This is a genomic window from Collinsella sp. SGI.184 (assembly GCF_050313415.1).
Classification (GTDB): domain Bacteria; phylum Actinomycetota; class Coriobacteriia; order Coriobacteriales; family Coriobacteriaceae; genus Collinsella.
This window is the reverse complement of record NZ_JBNPLJ010000006.1, coordinates 95,806-114,245: the sequence shown is the minus strand read 5'-3', so window position 1 is coordinate 114,245 and position 18,440 is coordinate 95,806. Positions and strand designations below refer to the sequence as shown.

At 59.8% G+C, this 18,440-nt stretch carries 13 protein-coding genes and 1 tRNA gene; 4 read left to right on the top strand and 10 right to left on the bottom strand.

Annotation, left to right across the window (positions count from 1 at the left end):
- Positions 1–186 precede the first annotated feature (186 nt).
- The 7 genes from ACQRAJ_RS03595 to ACQRAJ_RS03565 all read right to left on the bottom strand — a co-directional run bounded on the left by ACQRAJ_RS03595 (position 187) and on the right by ACQRAJ_RS03565 (position 12,989).
- The gene (locus ACQRAJ_RS03595) at positions 187–1,077 is read right to left on the bottom strand and encodes a DUF4430 domain-containing protein (protein WP_427747740.1); all 891 of its coding nucleotides are present in this window, start codon (positions 1,075–1,077) and stop codon (positions 187–189) included.
- 9 nt (positions 1,078–1,086) lie between these two features.
- The gene (locus tag ACQRAJ_RS03590) at positions 1,087–6,873 is read right to left on the bottom strand and encodes an InlB B-repeat-containing protein (RefSeq protein ID WP_427747739.1); all 5,787 of its coding nucleotides are present in this window, start codon (positions 6,871–6,873) and stop codon (positions 1,087–1,089) included.
- Between the two features lie 667 nt (positions 6,874–7,540).
- Positions 7,541–9,304: an ABC1 kinase family protein gene (locus ACQRAJ_RS03585; RefSeq protein ID WP_427747738.1), complete on the bottom strand. Its 1,764-nt coding sequence runs from the start codon at positions 9,302–9,304 to the stop codon at positions 7,541–7,543.
- Positions 9,305–9,312: 8 nt separating this feature from the next.
- Complete coding sequence (locus ACQRAJ_RS03580; protein ID WP_427747737.1) at positions 9,313–9,723, bottom strand: hypothetical protein; 411 nt, start codon at positions 9,721–9,723, stop codon at positions 9,313–9,315.
- Between the two features lie 153 nt (positions 9,724–9,876).
- Positions 9,877–11,400, bottom strand: a complete 1,524-nt coding sequence (locus ACQRAJ_RS03575; protein ID WP_427747736.1) for a C69 family dipeptidase — start codon at positions 11,398–11,400, stop codon at positions 9,877–9,879.
- 99 nt (positions 11,401–11,499) lie between these two features.
- Positions 11,500–12,354, bottom strand: coding sequence for a bifunctional 5,10-methylenetetrahydrofolate dehydrogenase/5,10-methenyltetrahydrofolate cyclohydrolase (locus ACQRAJ_RS03570; RefSeq protein WP_427727508.1), 855 nt, complete (start codon positions 12,352–12,354; stop codon positions 11,500–11,502).
- 2 nt (positions 12,355–12,356) lie between these two features.
- Positions 12,357–12,989: a cyclodeaminase/cyclohydrolase family protein gene (locus tag ACQRAJ_RS03565; protein WP_427727505.1), complete on the bottom strand. Its 633-nt coding sequence runs from the start codon at positions 12,987–12,989 to the stop codon at positions 12,357–12,359.
- A gap of 250 nt (positions 12,990–13,239) precedes the next feature.
- Between ACQRAJ_RS03565 and ACQRAJ_RS03560 the strand changes: the two genes are divergently transcribed.
- Positions 13,240–13,386, top strand: coding sequence for a hypothetical protein (locus ACQRAJ_RS03560; RefSeq protein WP_427747735.1), 147 nt, complete (start codon positions 13,240–13,242; stop codon positions 13,384–13,386).
- 75 nt (positions 13,387–13,461) lie between these two features.
- Positions 13,462–15,915, top strand: a complete 2,454-nt coding sequence (locus ACQRAJ_RS03555; protein WP_427727503.1) for a phosphatidylinositol-specific phospholipase C — start codon at positions 13,462–13,464, stop codon at positions 15,913–15,915.
- Positions 15,916–16,009: 94 nt separating this feature from the next.
- Here ACQRAJ_RS03555 and ACQRAJ_RS03550 read toward each other — a convergent pair whose 3' ends face one another.
- Positions 16,010–16,279 (bottom strand): hypothetical protein, encoded by a 270-nt coding sequence (locus tag ACQRAJ_RS03550; RefSeq protein ID WP_373116800.1) that lies wholly within the window; start codon positions 16,277–16,279, stop codon positions 16,010–16,012.
- 198 nt (positions 16,280–16,477) lie between these two features.
- Here ACQRAJ_RS03550 and ACQRAJ_RS03545 point away from each other — a divergent pair, with 198 nt between their 5' ends.
- Both ACQRAJ_RS03545 and ACQRAJ_RS03540 read left to right on the top strand, forming a co-directional pair.
- Entirely contained in the window at positions 16,478–16,930 is a 453-nt protein-coding gene (locus ACQRAJ_RS03545; protein ID WP_427727500.1) for a helix-turn-helix domain-containing protein, read from the top strand.
- A gap of 139 nt (positions 16,931–17,069) precedes the next feature.
- Positions 17,070–17,858, top strand: a complete 789-nt coding sequence (locus ACQRAJ_RS03540) for an ADP-ribosylglycohydrolase family protein (protein ID WP_427727497.1) — start codon at positions 17,070–17,072, stop codon at positions 17,856–17,858.
- On the opposite strand, the gene ACQRAJ_RS03535 is transcribed toward ACQRAJ_RS03540, so the two are convergent.
- Together ACQRAJ_RS03535 and ACQRAJ_RS03530 are read right to left on the bottom strand one after the other, a co-directional pair.
- The gene (locus tag ACQRAJ_RS03535; RefSeq protein ID WP_427727495.1) at positions 17,855–18,049 is read right to left on the bottom strand and encodes a hypothetical protein; all 195 of its coding nucleotides are present in this window, start codon (positions 18,047–18,049) and stop codon (positions 17,855–17,857) included. The genes ACQRAJ_RS03540 and ACQRAJ_RS03535 overlap by 4 nt on opposite strands.
- 102 nt (positions 18,050–18,151) lie before the next feature.
- Positions 18,152–18,236, bottom strand: a tRNA-Leu gene (locus tag ACQRAJ_RS03530).
- Between the last annotated feature and the right edge of the window lie 204 nt (positions 18,237–18,440).

The following is an 18,440-nucleotide window of genomic DNA, read 5'->3' as shown; positions in this document are numbered from 1 at the left end:
GTGTCTAGAACGAGATGCGCTTTCCCAATGGATGCTGATGCGGAAATTGCGTCCCGGAATTCACCTTCAGAGTAGGATGCAATTTCCGGTTGAACCTCGATTGAGGAACCCCATCCCATCCGTATTAAAAGCGGGCGGCTCGGGTGTTTGTCCGAACCGTCCGCTCCGTGCGCTATGTCAAGGCATTTAGCCCGTTACGTAATACCAGACCACGCTGTCGCCATTGGAGAGAGCGTAGTTGCTGCAAGCCGTGTTGGGCGTTACGCCGTTGACAGAGTACATCCAGCCGCTTGTACCACCGTGCTCCTTCTCGGCCAAACCGCCGATAGCGGCGACATACGTGCCGTACGATGAGCCGTGCGCATTGACGGAAAGGCCCAGGGCGCACAGGGCATCGTAGGGGGTAGCGCCCTCGTTGAAGGTGAACGTACCGCCAGAAGACACCGGGTTACCCACGGCACTCGACGTCACAGAGACCGTCACGGTAACGTAGCCAGGCTGCTGCGAGCTGCCCTGATTGCCAGCAGAAGCGTTGCCGCTGTTGGATGCAGACCCACCGCCGGCCGCCGAGCCGCCGCCCGAAGAGGAGCCGTTTGAAGAACTCGATCCACCAGCGGATTCGGATCCCTGTCCGGCAGACGCGTTGTTGGACTTCTTGCCGCCCTTGCCTTCGGACTTCTTCTCTTTCGATTCCTTGCCCGACTTCTTGTCCGAAGACTCGGAAGCGTCCTTGGAATCCGATTCATTCGAATCCTTGGACTCGGAGTCCACAGCGTCGGAAGACGAGGAGCCCACTGTCTCCGTCTTGCGAGAGGCGATAGAGCCAGAGTCGGCAACGCTCCTCCCCGCCACGGCCCGAGCGATCCAATCGATGGACCAGGCGCCGCTGGCAGAAGGGTGAACAAAGCCCAGCGAGACGACAATCAGCGCGATGCAGACGGCCGTCAGAGAGCCAAGTAGCGCCTTGCGCCGAGGGGCGGACGCCGCCGAAGCGGCGCCCTTTTGCTTAGCATCGTCGAGCTGAATGAACGACGAGTCGGATTGCTTGGAGTCGGCATCCTGAGGTTTATTGGACACAGCTCTCACCTACCGACGCTTGGTAAACACGAACACGCCAATGACCGCAAGTCCGATCACGCCGGCCGCTACGCCGACAATGGCGAGCGGGTTGAAGCCAGACTCCTGTGCCGGAGCCTCAGCGGACTTCTTAGCGGTAGTCGCGGCAGCCAAGCCCGTATCGGACTTGGAGCTGGACTTGCTGGACTTCTCGTCAGACTTCTTGCCGTCCTTCTTGTCGGACTTGTCGGAATCCTTCTTGGGATCCTTGCCGTCCTTGGTCTCGGTCGTGGTCGTGGTGGACACCGGCTTCTGACCCGGAGCAACAGCGCCGCCGCTCTGCTGGCCGTTTGTGCCGTTGCCGGAGCCAGAACCAGCACCGGCATTACCCGAGCCGCCGTTGCCGCCGTTGGAGCCAGAGCCGCCGTTACCGCCAGGGGTAACGGCATTCTTGGTCCACTTGGCATACAGCGTCATATCAGCCGTCACCGCAACGCTAAAGTCATACGCCTCTGTACAAGCCTCGTCGGTATACCAACCAGCGAAGGTGTAGCCCTCGCGCGTCGGATCGGCAGGCTTGGTGACGGTCGAGCCAGAAGCAGGCGTCTGATCGCCAGTCGCAGAGCCGCCCCGAGCATCAAACTTAACGCGATGGGCCTGGGACTTCACACAGAACAAGTGACCTGAGTCGTTCGTGTAGTAAAGGTTACCGAACTCGTCGCAGACAACCGACGCCATGCAGTAGTTTGCATAACCAGAACCGGGAACAAACACTTCGGTCGCCTCGGCATCGCCCAGCCTGTACATGTACACGCCGCCGCCGCTCGTGTAATTAGGCCAGTTACCCTTGGCGCCGTTCAGGGTGAAGTACACGTACGTCTCGCCATCACGCGTCGAGACGAGCGGCGTGCTCTTCGATTCGAAGCCGAGCTCTTCGCCATCGGCTTTCGTAATCTGCTTCACGCTCATATCGGAAAGGTCGATGATCGAAAGCAGGCCCTTAGCCTTCCAATTGTTCGCAGTCGCACCGCAAATAAAGGCATATTTGCCGCTAAACACGAGCGTTGAAGTCGAGTATGGGGCAAACTGCACCTTCCCGGCCTCGGTAATAGAGCCATCCGAACCAATAGTCAGCTTGTGCAACGTGCCATCATCGCGCGTAACGGCGTATACATAGCCATCGTGGACGGTAAGCGCCGAGCGGATATTGCCACCAGATAGCTTAAACGAGGCGACAAGCTTCGACAGATCGGCGGAATACACGCGCACCTGGCCGAAGTCGCTGCCGACAACGTAGTAGCCATTTACCATCAGGCCGCCAGACCAGTAGTAACCTCCGTCAGTGACGGAGGCGCTACCGGCGATGGCGCCCGTGTGAATATTGATGCGCCTGACCGTACCGTTTTGCACATCATTGCCATTGGCAGACCAACAATCAAGGGTGTTGATATAGACGTAGTCGCCGTCAACGGTCAACGAAGATTGATTCTGCATAGCGAAGGCATCGGAATACCACAGCGTCTTAAACGTTTTCGCCGAAACAGCCTGCAGATAGCCACCGGAAAGCGGAATCAGAATGATGCCCTGCGCAATAACGGGACGGCAGGTGCTATCCATGGAAGAGCCAAGCTCAAGCGAGCGTACGACGGAACCCGTCTCGGGGTCGATCTCATTCAGAACGGCATTCCACGTCTTTCCGCCCCATACCGAAGCGCCCGTGACAAGGTACACCTTTCCGTTCGCGACAATGGGGTCAGACGCAGAGGCGCTTGCGCCTGCCTTCTGCTGCTCTTCGGTTAAAAGGTTGAGCGCCCAAGAAGGCGTATCTGTCTTTGTTGTAGGCGTAAGGGCGTCCGTCGAGGATCCCGAGCCACCGTTCGCAAAACCATTCCATGCCGCATCGACATCGGGATGCTCCGTTCCGGGATTGGTAGCAGGAGCCGTCGAGGGCTTCTGCGTGCCGTCACCCTTAACATAACGGAACTCGACGCAATCACCGTTCTTAAGGCAATAGCTCGAGGCGCCGAAGTTCGCAAACCCATTGTTTACGTAAAACGACCAGAAGCTGTACGGCGCGGCGCTCGTTGTGCCCAGCACGCGGCCATCGGGCATCGTCGCACTCGTAAGACCCAAGGCGTTTGCCTCAAGGTTCGTACAACCGGCAGCCGTCATAAGCTGCTCGAGTACCGACTCGGCCGTCGTGTCATCGTCGGCGGGAAGCGTAAGCTCGGTCAAGGGCACCACCGATTGCTCGGTGTAGTTGCCGTCGGCATCACTAGCGGAGACGCCCGTGACCTTGGCCGTCACCGTAATGGTCTTGCCCTCGTTCGGGTTGTCGAGCCCCGTCGTTCCCTTGACGTTTACCGTCGCAGAAACATCCAAGCCGGCAAGCACCGCGTAGTCCGAATTGTCGGGATAGCGCTCGGCATAACGGGCAAAACGCTCACTCTTCAGACGGCCGCTAATCGTGACTTTCGTGTTGTATTCGGGCTGAGTGAGGATAAGGTTCTCATGTGCGATAACCCTCGGTTTGCTCGACTTGAGCAAACGATAGGTGTTCTCCGTGCCGCCGGGGAGGTCGCTGAACACGAAGCCGTAATGTCCCGCAGCCTCTTCGGTGGAATAGCACCAGTTAACGCCGAGTCCTTGGCCATACACCTTAAGCGGTGCATGCAGGTTGCCCGTCACGCTGGAGGCATTTTGGCCATCAAGAATACCCAAGTAGAACGAAGACTTCGCAAGGCTAAGGTGGAACAACTCGGCATTGAGCTCGTCCTGATTCTGCGGAGAAATCGCAAAGTCGAGGGTCCTGCTTGCCGTGACTTCGGCGTTGGACTTATCGGTCACCGTAAGGGTGACTTTGGTCTTCGCTGCCTCGGCGCCAGGCAGCGGCTGATAGACCGTGCCCTTGTAACCGTTAAACGTGATGTCATCGGTGCTGGCGGAGTACTCGACCTTGTAATACTTGCCGTCGACGCCAAGGTTCTTGGGCTGTGGCATTTGCAGGTCGGCGGTCAAGCCGTCCTTATTGGCAACCGCATCGGTACCGGAGTACTTGATGTTGTTGTAAATAAACGCCGCATCGACCTTTGCCTGCAGGTCGGCCTTGTCGGATGCAACCTTATCGGGGTCGCCCTTGACAGTAACGGCATGCGTGGCCCCACCGGTCACCTTGACATCGGAGACGTTCGACAACACCGAGACTTTGGCGGTCAGCGTGACCTCGCGGTCGCTCGACTTGCGCGCGACCTTGCCCGTGTAGTCGTCCCAGCCGTTGCCCGAAACAGACAGGGCATCGGTATCGGAGCTCGTCCACTCGACGGAGAACTTCTTGTTGGCGCCCGCCCTGTATGGCAGCGTCAGATTCTGGGTAACGCTCTCGGCGGTATCGCCCGTGGCATAGCCGATGGAAAGCTGCTCGGCGGCGTTGTCGAGCAGGTCCTGAAGCTTGCCTTCGTTCCAAGCGATTTCAACAGTTTTAGTCGGCTTGTATTCAACCGACTTGCCATCACGCGAGAGCACGAACGTAACGCTCGCGCGACGCAGCTGGTCAATGCTGCAGCCGCTAGACGCGTTGGGATCGAGATAGAAGAACGTGACATCGCCGTTAGTCTTATCGTACGTAGAGGAGATGCCGACCTCAGCGCCCTCATACGAAGAGCTGAAGCTGGCGGTCTTAGTCTTAACGTCGATATCATCAAAGCCGAGCTGCTCGAGCTGAGCCTTCAACGCGTCGTTGACGTTACCGCCATCAGCACTGTAGGCGACGCTTATCAGCGCGTTTTTATCGCTGAGCTTTTGGACTGCAGCCTCGAGCGAACCGGCCTTGATGACCTTGTTGGCCGAGACGACCTCGACCTCGGAAGAGCCACTCGCAGCAACAGCCTTAAGGTACTTGTTACCGGCCGCATCGGGAACCTGGATCTTGGCACCCGTTACTTCGAGCTTAGTCCAATCATCATCCGCCGCATCGGAGGCGTCGGCCGCATACCAAGAGATATCGGCGCTGTCGGCAGAAAGCTTAACGCCGTTAGTGGTCGAGCCGTCGACGCGCTTAGCGTACACATCGGCAGAGACGCTATCGCCCGCGACAAGGTTGGTCAACTTGCTCTGGAGCGGAGGCGTGCTCACGACGCGCAGCAGGTTATACTCCCCCGCCGGCAGCACCGTGTCCCTAGAGGTCCACGTAACGGTGTTGTCGAGCGCCGAGGCCTCGAGCTTGAGGGATTTGCCCACAAGCGCATCGGTGATAGTCAGCGCACCGGTGGAGGCGTCAAGGTTATCGGTGACCTTGGTCCAATTAGCGTCATCGGCGCCCTTGGCGTACCAGGTGACGGTCAGCTTGGCGTCATCGGGCAGAGCGGAATCCGACCAACTCGAAGAGTCGGGGATACGGACCTTGGGCGTAAGCGTCGTGCCCACGTTGAGCGTAGCCGTCGAAGCCTCTGCCGGCTCGACAGATTTAAGCGTGTACTGACCGGCAAGCGTCACCGGACCCACGGGGTCAACCGAGGTGGTGCTGCCGTAGTACTTCTTCTGTGTGCTCTTAACGGAGTTTTCACTCGTGGCGATCACGCGGATGTACTTGCCCACCATATCGGCCGCAACCGTATAGCTGGCAGAGTCGGCGGCACCGTCGATATTCTTGAACGCGGCGTCGGACGTCGACTTGGCATCGGCGTACTGCCACTGATAGTGAACGGTATCGGTAGATCCAACGTTCGTGTAAGAGTTGCCCTTGGTCGCCTTAGCCGTGAGCACGTTGCCCACATGCACGGCCCCAGTAGAAGAAGCGCCCTCGACCGTAACGCCGTACAGCTCGACCGCGCCAGCCTCCGAAACAGGACCAACGGCAACGTAAGGAGTAGTCTCGCCAGAAGCGCTCGTAGCTTTGGCAACGAGGTATTTGCCAAACAGGTCAGCCGTAACCGTAAAAGTACGACTCGTTGCCCCAGTGATTTTATTGGTGCAAGCGCTAACGGAACTCGAGTCGCCGTAGTACCACTGCCAGGAAACGCGAGAGTCCGCGGAGACGTCCGTTGTACCCGACTTCGCCGTTGCAGAAATCACATCTCCGACGTAAACCTTACCGCTCTTATCGAGGGTGACGCTCGAAACACTGACGCTATCGGCGGCGGTGACCAGAGTCGTCCCGCGATTAGCATATGAGTCGCCACCCGCTTTAGGTGTCACCACGCAACGGACAGACTTACCGGCATACTCGGCAAGCTTTAGGGTCTGCTCAGTAGCGCCGGGAATATCGGTGTAATCCGAGTCTTTCCTGCTCTGTTTAGGACCCTCTTGCCACTGATAACTGAGATCGGATGAATCAATTTCGGTCCTAGCCCCATTAACTTTTTGAAAGGCATGGACCAAAATCGTATCCGACGTAGTGTAACCGGCATAAGACTGCTCGCCGGTCGATAGGTTCTCGAACGTTAGAGAGAAAATCGTAAGTGCGTCATCGCTCTGCACCGCGACGGCGCTGCTCCCCGCTGCGCTCTGGGCAGCACTCGGCTGCGGTGCGCTCGACTGCTCGGAGGTCGCAACGGTACCGGAAGACGCGGCGGCATCCGTACCGGCAGCATCGGCGTCACCCTCGCCGGCAGCCTGCTCCTCCGCCGACTTCGTCTCCGCAGCCTGAGCCACGGCCTCGGCGACGCCCTCGGCGCCCTCGGCCCAAAGTTGCGACGGTGTGGTACCAAAAGCCATGGCAAAAGCCAGGAACGCCACCAGACCGCGCTTGGCTACGCCACGGGCAATCGCTCCATGACGACGCCACGAGGCGCGCTGGCACTCGTCCTCAAACATATCCATTTGTCTCCTATTGTCTAAACTTGGAGCATTGCCCAGCGGCTGCCCCACGTCATCGCGCGCATAGCGCTCGAGTACCCCCATCGGGGTCCCCCCTTCCCTCCAGAGCCCAACGCGTGCCGGCGGCATGCGCCGCGGCCGCGTACAAGATGGGAGGCGATCCGACTTAACCTTACCGACCCGGGCGCGCCGTCCGATCTGCGGCGCGGCCATCCCGGGCCAAGAGGAATTACGGTTACTGGTACAGCCGGGGACTTGCACCCCGATTCTCCCAAACACGCAGGAAAGCCGCGCATTCGTGCGTCTCCGCACCACCATCTAGGCCATCGATTATTACCGTCAGTATGGTAGCACGCAAAAGGGCCCCGCACACAGGCGAAGCCCAAGGTAAAAGCTATGGTTTGCGATAGGAAGGACTGTCGTCGGACCTTGCAAGAACAGCCCGTTTCAAAACTATGCCGGTTTACGGGGCTGATTCAGCACTTCGCAACCATATCTGCCATTTTCGAAAACCAACGACTCATCTACCTGCGGTTTTAAAAGCGCGAATTTCGGTATGCTCGAGGTTCGGCGCTCCAGCCCCGTAAACCGGCATAGTTTTGTTCGGACCAGCCCACGCCGGCGCGACGCAAGGCAAAATGATCCGTTTTCCTCCGTCCCCCAGGGGCCATTAACGCTTGCCGCCGTGACTGTTGCGCCAGATCTCGCGGCCCAGCATCAGCGCCAGCACCAGCGCACTCACGTAGCCCATAAAGCCAATGACCGGAATACCGAACACAACCGGCTCGATGCGCGCGTAGTACACAACCGACGAGCCGATAAACAGGCCGGCGATCACAATTGCCATCGACATGCGGTCGATAATTCCACCCAGCTGTCGCAGCGCCTTATCGCTGCTCATGATCTGCGTGTTCACCTTAAGCTGGCCGCGCGTGAGCATGCGCGACGCCAAGCCCAGATACTCGGCCGCCTCGAGCGAGCCTTTTGCCGCGCGATAGCTGCTCGCGGCAAGATCGTGCCCCATTTCGCGGACGCGCGCATAGGTGCTCTTCTCGTTTTTGATGTGCGTCTGGATGATCTGGATCATGTTGACGTCGGGCATATACTCGGTCAGCAGACCCTCGAGCGTCACCATGCCGCGCGCGAACATCGTCACCACGCTCGGCAGCTCAACGTCGTTTTTGCGCGCCAGATTTAACAGCGAGGTCAAAAACTCGCCGATATCCAGGTCCTTAAGATCGAGCCCCGCAAAGTCGGCGACGATAAAGTCCAAGTCGGACAAAAAGGCCGAATGGTCGAGCTCGGCAGAATCGCCGCGCGTCACGGCAAAGCGCATAAGCGAATCCTTGAGCTTGGGAACGTCGCCTTCGGCCACGGCGAAAATCATGTCCTTGACGACACCGCGGTCGTGACTCGACATGCGCCCGACCATGCCCAGGTCGATAAAGTAGACGATACCGTCTTTGAGGATGATGTTTCCCGCATGCGGGTCGGCATGGAAAAAGCCGTCGTCGAGCACCTGCGTCGAGTAGTCCTCGACGATCGCGGCGCCAATCTTTTCCAAGTCATAACCCTCGGCCACCAGGCGCTCGGGGTCGGCAATCGAGATGCCGTCAATGTAGTCCATGACCACGACGTGTTCGGTACAAAGGTCCAAGTAGGATTTGGGACACGAGACGCCATGCACGCTTTTGTGGAAGTCATAGAAATCGTTGAGGTTTTTGGCCTCGGCCAAAAAGTTGGTCTCCTCGCGAAACGAGGTCCACAGCTCTTCGACCACGCCATGCAGGTCCACAAACTGATCAGTGTTGACGAACTTGGAAACGATGCGTACCACCGAGCGAATGATGTCGATGTCCTGAGCCATCACCTGCTGCGCGCCGGGGCGCTGCACCTTAACGGCCACGTCCTCGCCGGTCACCAGACGGGCGCGGTGCACCTGCGCGAGCGACGCGCTACCGAGCGGGTTGGGGTCGATCGCGTCGAATATCTGCCCCAGGCGCTGGCCATATTCCTCTTCCAAACAGCGGAGCACTACCTCATACGGCACCGGCTCTACGTCGGAGCGCAGACGGCGCAGCTCGTCGCAAAACCGCTGCGGCAAAATCTCGGAGCGGTTGGCCAGAATCTGCCCCATCTTAACGAACATGGGACCGAGCTCTTCGAGCAGACGACGCAGGCGCACCGGCGTGAGGTTGTCCCATACGCGGTACTTTTTGATCAGGCGAACGATCTGCCCAATGCGCTCACGACGACCTGCCGGCGTGAGCTGGTATTCCTCGTCCGGCGCCATCGCGTCGGGCTCCTCAGGGACCATATCGACAGCGCGCGGCTTCTTGCGAGCGCCCGAGACGGCGGCCTCGACCTCGTCGACAACCGCCGCCTCGTCACCCAAGGGGTCTTGATTGTTGTAATCGGTGGTGGAATCTGCCATCTGCGCTGCTACTCGGCCTCTTCGGCGTCCTCTGCATCGTCGGGCTCAACGGACTCGACGGGCACCGAGGTCACGTTGTCCTCGACCGAATCGACGATGTCGCGCACATGGGCCAAAAAGGCCGTGCGCTCGGGGGCGGTCATGACGCGCACGCGGGCGAGGATGAGCTCGTCGAGCACGCGCTGGGCCGCAGTCTCGCCCTGCATGCCCAGGCGCTCGGTCAGGTCGGAGATGGTGCCGCCGGCCTGCTCGAACATGTCGGACACGCTGCGGGCGACATCGGGGGTGCCGGCGTCCTTGCGCACCTGCTCGCCCTTGGCATTGAGGTCGTCGAGGACCTTCTTGCCGCCCTCGACGGCAACGGCGGCGGCGCCGAAGCCCACGTTGATGGCACCGTTAACAAGCTGATCGAATTTCATAACCATGGTTGGCTCCAATCGTGAACAACTTCATTGGCCTACTTGTACCCAAGATTGAGCAAACGACACAAAATCGTTTGTCACCGGGATAGAAATCGAGCGAGGCAAAGCCTTTGACGGCGTTTGCCCCGCTCGCTCGTTGCAAGGTTATCTTTACCTTACGTTATCGTTCATCGCGAAGGAATTCTTCATGGCACAGCTCGTGGTGTAGAGCACCTTGCCCAACAGGGCATCGGTCTCCACGCGCACAAGCTCGGCAAAGGCCTCGTTGGCGCGGGCGAGCTCGGCGGGCACCTCGGCCTCGGGCAGTACGGCGACAACGGCGTCGACGTCGTGAATCTGCTTGTGGCCCATGCCGCCGACCTTCTCCTGATAATCCTCGACCGCGCGACCGCACTCATGGAAGCGGACATCGGCCAAGGCGCCAATCAGGCGATTCGCCCAATAGAAATTCTCGGACGTCACGCGAGCCTGCGTGTCGGCATAGTACTCGGGCATGGTCTCGACATTGGCGTACAGCGGCACAAGCGCGTTAAACGAGTTAGAGCCAAACGCCATCCACTGCACGGCGCGATACGCCGGCTGCGCATAGGGGCGCAGCTGCAGCACGGCGAGCTGGCTGTTGCGGTTGATGCCGATGGGACGATAGGCGCCGCGCGTGGCGGGCGTACCCTTGCTGCCGTAGCAGTCGTACTCCGTGCCCTGGTAGTGGCTCGAAAGCACGTACTTGATGTCCTCGAGGGTCACCTTGCGCTCGGGCACGCGACTCCAGGGAATGTCGTCGCTCTCGGGCGTGTAGTCGGCGTCGGGACCGTCCCACACATCGCTGGGGTTGAGGCAGCGTTGCATGTACCAGGCGCGCGGTGTGTTGTAGACGTGGTCGCTGTCGCTATGCGAGCCAAAGGCCTCGCGCGGGTTAAAGACCGCGGCGGGACCGTCGCCCTTAACGCCCAGCGTCAGGTCCAGATGCCACTCGGCCATCCAGGAGCGCAGGTCGGCCGAGCACATGTGGTCGACCTGCGCGCCCTCGGCGTCGTCCAAGTCAAAGCTGTCGATACCCAGCTGGTTGGGCATGGTCACATAGGCGTCGTCGGGTACGCGCTTGGCGATCCAGTGGTGGCCGCCGATGGTCTCGAGCCACCAGATCTCGTCAACGTCACTAAAAGCGATGCCGTTGTTCTCGTAGGTGCCGTAGCGCTCGAGCAGGTCGCCCAGAATGCGCACGCCGTCGCGGGCGGATTTGGCGTATGGCAGCACCAGGGTCACCATGTCCTCCTCGCCCAAACCGCCGGGCTGCGCCGGCACATAGCCGTCCTCGCCCTCGTTACCCTTGGCGGGCACGCAGTCCACGAGCGGATCGGCGCCGCGGACGCGCTCGTTGGTGGTGAGCGTCTCGGTTGCGGACATGCCAACATTGAGCTCGTTGAAACCGGCCTCGGCCCAAATGCCATGACCCGGGACAACGTCGGGGACGCTTGTGTAACGCATGGGATTGTCGGGCAGCTCAACGGTCAGGTGGCTCAGGACACTCGTGTAGACACGCGGCTGCTCGTCGGGATGCACTACGCGCATGCGCTTGGGCTCAAATACCCCATTGGGCGAGTCCTCGTTGCGGGCAACCAGCGTCGACCCGTCATAGCTCGCGTTCTTACCGACCAAAATCGTTGTGCACGGCATGCGCATCCTCCTTGAGCGAAAAAATCAAACGGCAACAGTGTATCGCTTCGGTGCAAAAAGGGCGAAACCACGGCCTCGGCAGCCCCCGTGGTCAAAAGCCTATTTCGATGTGCGCTCGGCCGCTTCGATCACGTGTTTGGCGAGAATCGCGGTGGTCACAGCCCCCACGCCGCCCGGCACGGGTGTGATGGCGCCAACGATCGGCTCCGCAGCATCAAAATCGACGTCCCCGACCAGCTTGCCAGCGGCCTCGTCCCAGTTAATGCCCACATCGATGATCGTCTGGCCCTCGCGAACCGCATCCGCGCCAATCGTGCGCGCGCGTCCAACGGCCGCAACCACTACATCAGCCGCACGACACTCGGCAGCAAGGTCGCGCGTGTGCGTATGGCACGTCGTCACCGTGGCATTGCGAGCCGTAAACATGGCGGCAACGGGACGGCCAATCACCAGAGACCGACCGACGACCGCGACTTTGGCCCCATCCAGCTCAAAGCCGTAATGGTCCAGCAACGCCAACACGGCCTCGGCCGTGCAAGGAGCAAAGCCCTCGCCTCGCCCCGAAAGCGTGGTAAGCAGCGAAGCCGGCGTCATGGAGTCGACATCCTTGGCGGGATCGAGTGCCGCGGCAACCGCATCCTCGTCAAGCCCAGCGGGCAGCGGGCGAAACACTAGGCACCCATGAACGGCGGGGTCGGCATTGATGTCCTTAATAGCCGCCAGCAGCTCATCCTGCGAAGCATCGGCGGGAAGCAAAACGCGGCGAGCCTCAATGCCAGCCTTCTCACAGCGCTTGAGGGCGCCGCGCTCGTACGATAGATCGTCCTCGCGCTCGCCCACACGAACGATGGCCAGCGTCGGCACAACGCCGCGTTCGCGCAGGACGGCGCAGCGAGCAGCGAGTTCCTCGGTCAAGGCACGGGCAACGGGAGCGCCTTTGAGCAGCTCTGCCATGGCTATCCCCTCTTCCTAGCGGCGTCGGCGGCGCGGCGCGCCAGCGCATCGGCGCGCGGCAGCCACGTATCCAACAGATCATCGCACGCCGCCTCGAGTTCCTCGGCGCGCGCCCGGTCTTTCATAGATGTGGTGTTGGCAAAGAGCGTCAGGCTCGCACCCTGCATGGCGGCGCGGCAGAACACGGCGCCGCAGGCAACGTCGGACAGCAGCTGGCGCGACCCCTTGTCCGCCATGTCCTCGAGCAGCGCCAGCGCGCGCCCGCAGGCATCCATAATGCGATACGGTGGCATAGCCGCCACGTGCAGCGCATCCTGAATCGCAGCCGGTCGAGCCGGATCGTCACGCGGAATACCGTACGCCGCGGACACCTGCCCGTAGGCACGAACGTCCTCGGCGACCAGGTCCACAAGTTCCTGCGCCAACTCATCCGCCCGGGCAAACGCGTGCGCCAAATCGTCCGCTCGATCGGCAAGCGCAGGGTTCGTCGCCCCGTAGCGCGCGACCATCCCGCAAAGCGAGGCGCCCAGCGCGCCCACAAAGGCGCTCGCGCTACCGCCGCCGGGAACCGGCTCGCGCGCGGCAAGTGCCTCGGCAAATCCGCGACAGGTTTTATCCATCATCTCTTGGCTCATACGCACGCACCTTCAAGTCATATAGATCGGTCGGGCGGCAACCGCCGGCCAACTGTATCGATCAAGTAATGGTGCTAAGTCTAGCCCATAAGCACATGAGCGTCAGCGAACCTGGCCATCGCGGATTTCTATGACACACGATAGGCGTCGGCACCGCAAGCATGGGACACATGGCCCACCCGCGCGAGCCGCCCGCGCGTACAGTAAAGGCAGATAATCCATGCACGGTTACAGATGAGGAGACACGATCATGAAAAACTTTCTTATGCCGGTAGCCGACGAACGCGAGGATGCCGGAACCAGCCCCTTGCGGCGTAGTTCTTATTTAAGCCGTCCAAGTTTTGGGGTGCAGTTCACACGTCCGCCCGCCGATTTATTGCGCCGCGCAGACAATTAAACCGGCTTCTTTAAACGTCTGGGCAGTATAGTGACCACAACGAGCGCGCAGCCGCACCCTGCGAATGGAGGATTTATGACCGAACATCACGCCATCAGTCGCCGAGCGTTTACGCTGGGCCTTGGACTTGCAGCGTTGTCGCCTCTGGCAAGCCTGCCCGAAACCGCCATGCTGGGCATTAGTCCGCGGACAGCCTTTGCGGACGGCACGGCCGATCCAGCGGCCAGCCTCGACAAGTTCGTCATTCGCCTTCGCCCCGCGGGCTATTTTCGCACCGCGAGCGTCAACGAAGACGGCAACGTCATCGGCAACGTCTGCCACCTATTTAATGACGGCACGTCCAGCAAGCTCATCCTTGAGCACGTAGCGACCGATACAGATAATACAAAATGGTATGCCATCCGCACCCTGCTCAATTTCGAAGAGCACAAGAAGACGGGCTACAGCATTTGGTCGGTCGATGGCGACTCGGACGAAGATGGAAAGGTCATCCACGTATGGAGTGGCGAGCATGACGACAAGCCCAGCCGCTCTTTTGCGTTCGACCGCCAGCAAGACGGAACCTACATCATCCGAGACCGCACAAACGAGGACAAAGACTTTAATTACCTGGCCATAGAAAAGGACGGCAAAGACCAAGACGACAACAAGATCTGCCACAAGAGGACGAGCATTCCGTGGGAACTCGAACTTGTCGGTTACGACATGGGCGAGACCAATGCCACAGTTAGCAGCATCGACTGGACCACGTATAGCAGCTACATCGACGGACCATGTTGGATGAGCCACGTCGACGACAACAAGTACCTCGACGAGCTGAGCATCCCGGGAACTCACGATTCGAGTACCTGCAGCGTCGACAACGACACCGAGCCCCAAACCTCGCTTGTAAAGTGCCAGCAGGATTACATACCCACGCAGTTGCTCGAAGGCATTCGCTATTTTGATATCCGACTTGGAGGGAACAACGAGCACGACGACCCCGGAATCGTCCATGGAAGAGGCTACCTGTTCAAAAAAGACGGGCACTATATGCAGCTCTCCGATGTCATCGGTTACTTCAAAACATTTTTGAACGAACACTCGTCAGAAGCGCTCATCATGCTTGTGTCACGAGGCAACAACGAAGCCACCGACGAAAGTGCTACGACGGCTTTCGCCAAGGTTATGGACGATAATCCCAATCTGTTCTACACGTCGAGCCACGTTCCCACACTGGGCGAGGCGCGCGGAAAGATCGTCCTGCTGCGTCGATTTGGACTCGCCGGCAGCAGCGCAAACGGCCGCACGTGGGGTCTCGACCTCACCGAATGGGACGACAAAATCGCAGCACACTCAGACAGCTCCTCTATGTGTCTCGTCAAAGACGCGCAAGGCTTTGAGGCTACGGGCAATGCGGGCAACATAGAGCCCTATTGCACAAAGGTATATGCCCAAGACCATTACAGCTGCACGGGATCCAGTAAGATAGCATGGGTCGATAGCGCCCTGAAGGCAGCGTCCGAACTCAAGCGCAACACCGTAGATATCACTGCCGCGGATGAAACAACGATGCAGGCAACGGAGCGCTGCTGGTCTATCAACTACACCAGCTGCACGCAAAACAACCCTTTTACCGCAGCGCGAGTGGTCAACGAGCATCTGTACAAGAGCCCGTACATCAATCCCGACGGCACCGAGGAAACAGAGCCAGATTACCTCAAGCACATTGGCATCATCGCATCCGACTTTGTTGATGCGGCGCTGGCCCGGAGCATCTATCAGCGCAATTACAATACGGAGCACAAGCAGACGGCTTCGTACCACCTCCCGACCCGCATGCGCATGACGTACGGCGACTCGCCGAGCGATGCCTCGCTCCAGGATGGCAAGACCGTTGGCAAGGGCTATTTCCGCCTCGTCGACAGCAGCAACGTACTCAACGTGGCGGCTTCGGGCCATGTGTTTGAAATCGTATATGTGGATGTCGACGCCTTGGGCAACGAGACCGTTACGGCGCTGCGGGGCTCCGTGCCCATCGATATCGATCCGCGCGCGTTGACACCCCATTTTAAGGGGCTCGAGGGCCTTAAGGCCGGCGAGGACGTGCGCGCCAAGATTACGGCGTCACTCGAGGGCAAGCTCGAAAACGATGCCTGCACCGCCCAACTCGAGTTTATGCACGATGCAAACGGCGCTCCGGGAACGGCGATGGCCGAGGGTGAGGCATTTGCCGCGGGAACGTACTGGGTGCGTGCGAAAAAAGACCTGTTGGGCGACGCGGCGCAGAACTACACGCTCGCCAGCGACGGAGCCGCAAGCTTTACCGTAGCGGCCTCGGACAGTGCAGGCGGCGCCGGCGCCAACGCGGGCAGCGCGAACAAGAACGGTAAGGGCAACAAGGGCAAGGGCTCGGGCGGAAAGCTCGCCGACACGGGCGACGGCTCTGGCATTGCCGCCGGGCTCGCTGCCGCCGCCATAGCTACAACGGTCGCCGGCGCAGCAATGCTTGTCAACGACCGCGAAGACAGCGAAGGCGCTAGCGAATAGGCAAGCCGACCGTTTGGACACATCGACTCAATCGGGGGCGCAGGATACCGTTCTGCGCCCCCGATTTTTACCGTGGCCCGAACGCCGCCATATGCTACATCACCATGTTCAGCGCGTTCACAAATTCCTGGGCCTGGGAGCGGCTGCTCAGGCTAAAGACACAAGCAGTCAACAGCCTGTTACGTAGGAAAACATCGCGGCCTTTGATTCTATTGACGCCCGTAATGTCCTTAAGATAGACAATCTCGGTGTGCTTGCCGCCGAAAGTGCCCTTCTTGAGCACCTCAATACGGTTGGGGTAGATCTTAACGTCTTTAAACCTACCCGAACCTTTGTCCTGGAACAGCAAAGTGTTGTTATCCATGCGTGTCGCTCCCGCGGGGTTCGCTAAAACTGCCTCTATGGCCACATTTTAGTCACCGCAAACCCTTTTCGCGGTCGTGCGCGGAGCACCAAAATCGTGTCCGCACGAGGCTTCAAACTAGAATCAATAAAGGTGTTTGATGCGCTTGGTGAGCTCTTAGGATGTTCCTCAAATCGCCGGCATCGGAGGAGGTCTTACATGGTTTACGTATGGGAATCCGAGTTCTTTGATTCGGACGGCATGGTCGATGCCGTGCCATGTGGCTCGCTGGGCGGAAGCGGAACGTTCGGATCCGGCCTAAACGACGCTGTCGAAAGCGCCGCTGATTTTCTCGCATGCATGGTCGATGACCACCTAATGGGCGGCGTCGACCTGCCTGCGCCGGACTTTGGCCACGAGCCGCAGCACGGTGGCAAGATTATTGCCGTGGCCGTCAGTCGCGAACTCGGCGACATCCCCACCGTCACCGCAGCGGATGCCGCTCGTATGCTCGGTGTTAGCTCAGCACGGGTATCGCAACTGATAAATGCAGGACTGTTGGATTCATGGAAGGATGGCACCAAGCGCATGGTGTCCAAAGCTTCCATCGAGGCACGACTCGCCGATGCACCAAAGGCAGGACGCCCAAAAGAAATGCCTGTTGCCGTGTAAAGAGACGTCTATGCATACCATTTTGACATATTGACCATTGTGTTCTCTCGATTCGCGACGCACTGCATCGCGAATCGAGCTGGACATATTGCCGCTGATCGCCGCGCATCTCCAATCCGAAGTGCAAGAGGAGTTTTCCATGACAGACAGACCGAAAACAACACTGCGCGACTGCATCTACGGACTTGCCGTTGGCGACGCACTGGGCGTTCCCTACGAGTTTATGCCTCGCGGCACGTTCAAATGCACCGACATGATTGGCTATGGCACGCATGGGCAACCCGCCGGCACCTGGAGCGACGACACATCTATGACGCTTGCTACCTGTGACTCGATTAGGGAGCTCGAGCATATCGACACCGCAGACATGCGCGACAAGTTCGTAGGCTGGATTGCCCGTGGCGAGTATACGATTGACGGCGTTTTCGATTACGGCGGCACGACCGCTCGAGCCCTGCGCACCGGCAAAGGAGGCTCCGGCGAGCGCGACAACGGCAACGGATCGCTCATGCGCATCGCTCCCCTGGCGTTTGTCGACGCGACGGACGAAGAGATCCGTGAGATCTCCGCGATAACGCACGCTCACAGAACGTCGACCGAGTCATGCGTCACGTTCATCGAGCTGTTGAGGTCCGCGATGGACGGCGCGCTCCCCGAATGGGCACTCTGTCTGAAAGATGTACCCGAGCACGAAATCAGATCCGGCGGCTTCGTGCGCGACACGCTTAAGGCAGCCACCTGGTGCTTCGTCAACACCAGCAGCTACGAAGACTGCGTGCTTGCCGCCGTCAACCTGGGCGACGACACCGACACCACTGCAGCCGTCGCAGGCGCCCTCGCCGGCACGGCCTACGGTATCGAGGCAATTCCACGGGAGTGGATCGACACTCTACGAGGGAAGGATCTGATTGAGAGCTGCCTGTTTTAGGGCGCGGCGGCAGCAGAAACAAGCCAGAAGGCATCGCGGAGAGGTCGATGTTGCGTGAGGCTGCGAGAGTCTTTGCGCGACTCCTTCAGCGCGTTCTCGTAGAGCGCCTTGTAGTCGGGCTCCTGACCGGCGCCTCCGCCCTGTGCAGGTTCGGTCGGCTTGGTCTCGGTGGGCGTGGTCTCCTGGGCCACACTCCCTCCATTTCCGCCCCGTGCGGGGCATCGTCTTGCCCCGTGCGGGGCGCTTTTAGGCATGAAAAAGGCCACCCGTGCGGATGGCCTGCTTCAACGTTTTGGCCGGGGCGGCGGGACTCGAACCCGCACGGGCGATGTCCACGTGCTCCTGAGGCACGCGCGTCTGCCATTCCGCCACGCCCCGGTAAGATGTGGCCCGCAGTTTAATCCGCGGTCGATGTGGTAGAATAATCTTAAAAAGAGCGCCTAGACCTGGGTGAGGAACCGAGGCCGCGGGCGCTTTTTCTATGGACGTGCGACTTGGCCGTCAGGCAGAATGCACCAGACGTTCACGGCCGTCCCTCCCGACTGCATGTCCGCGGCGATTGCGCGGGCACGGTCAACATCA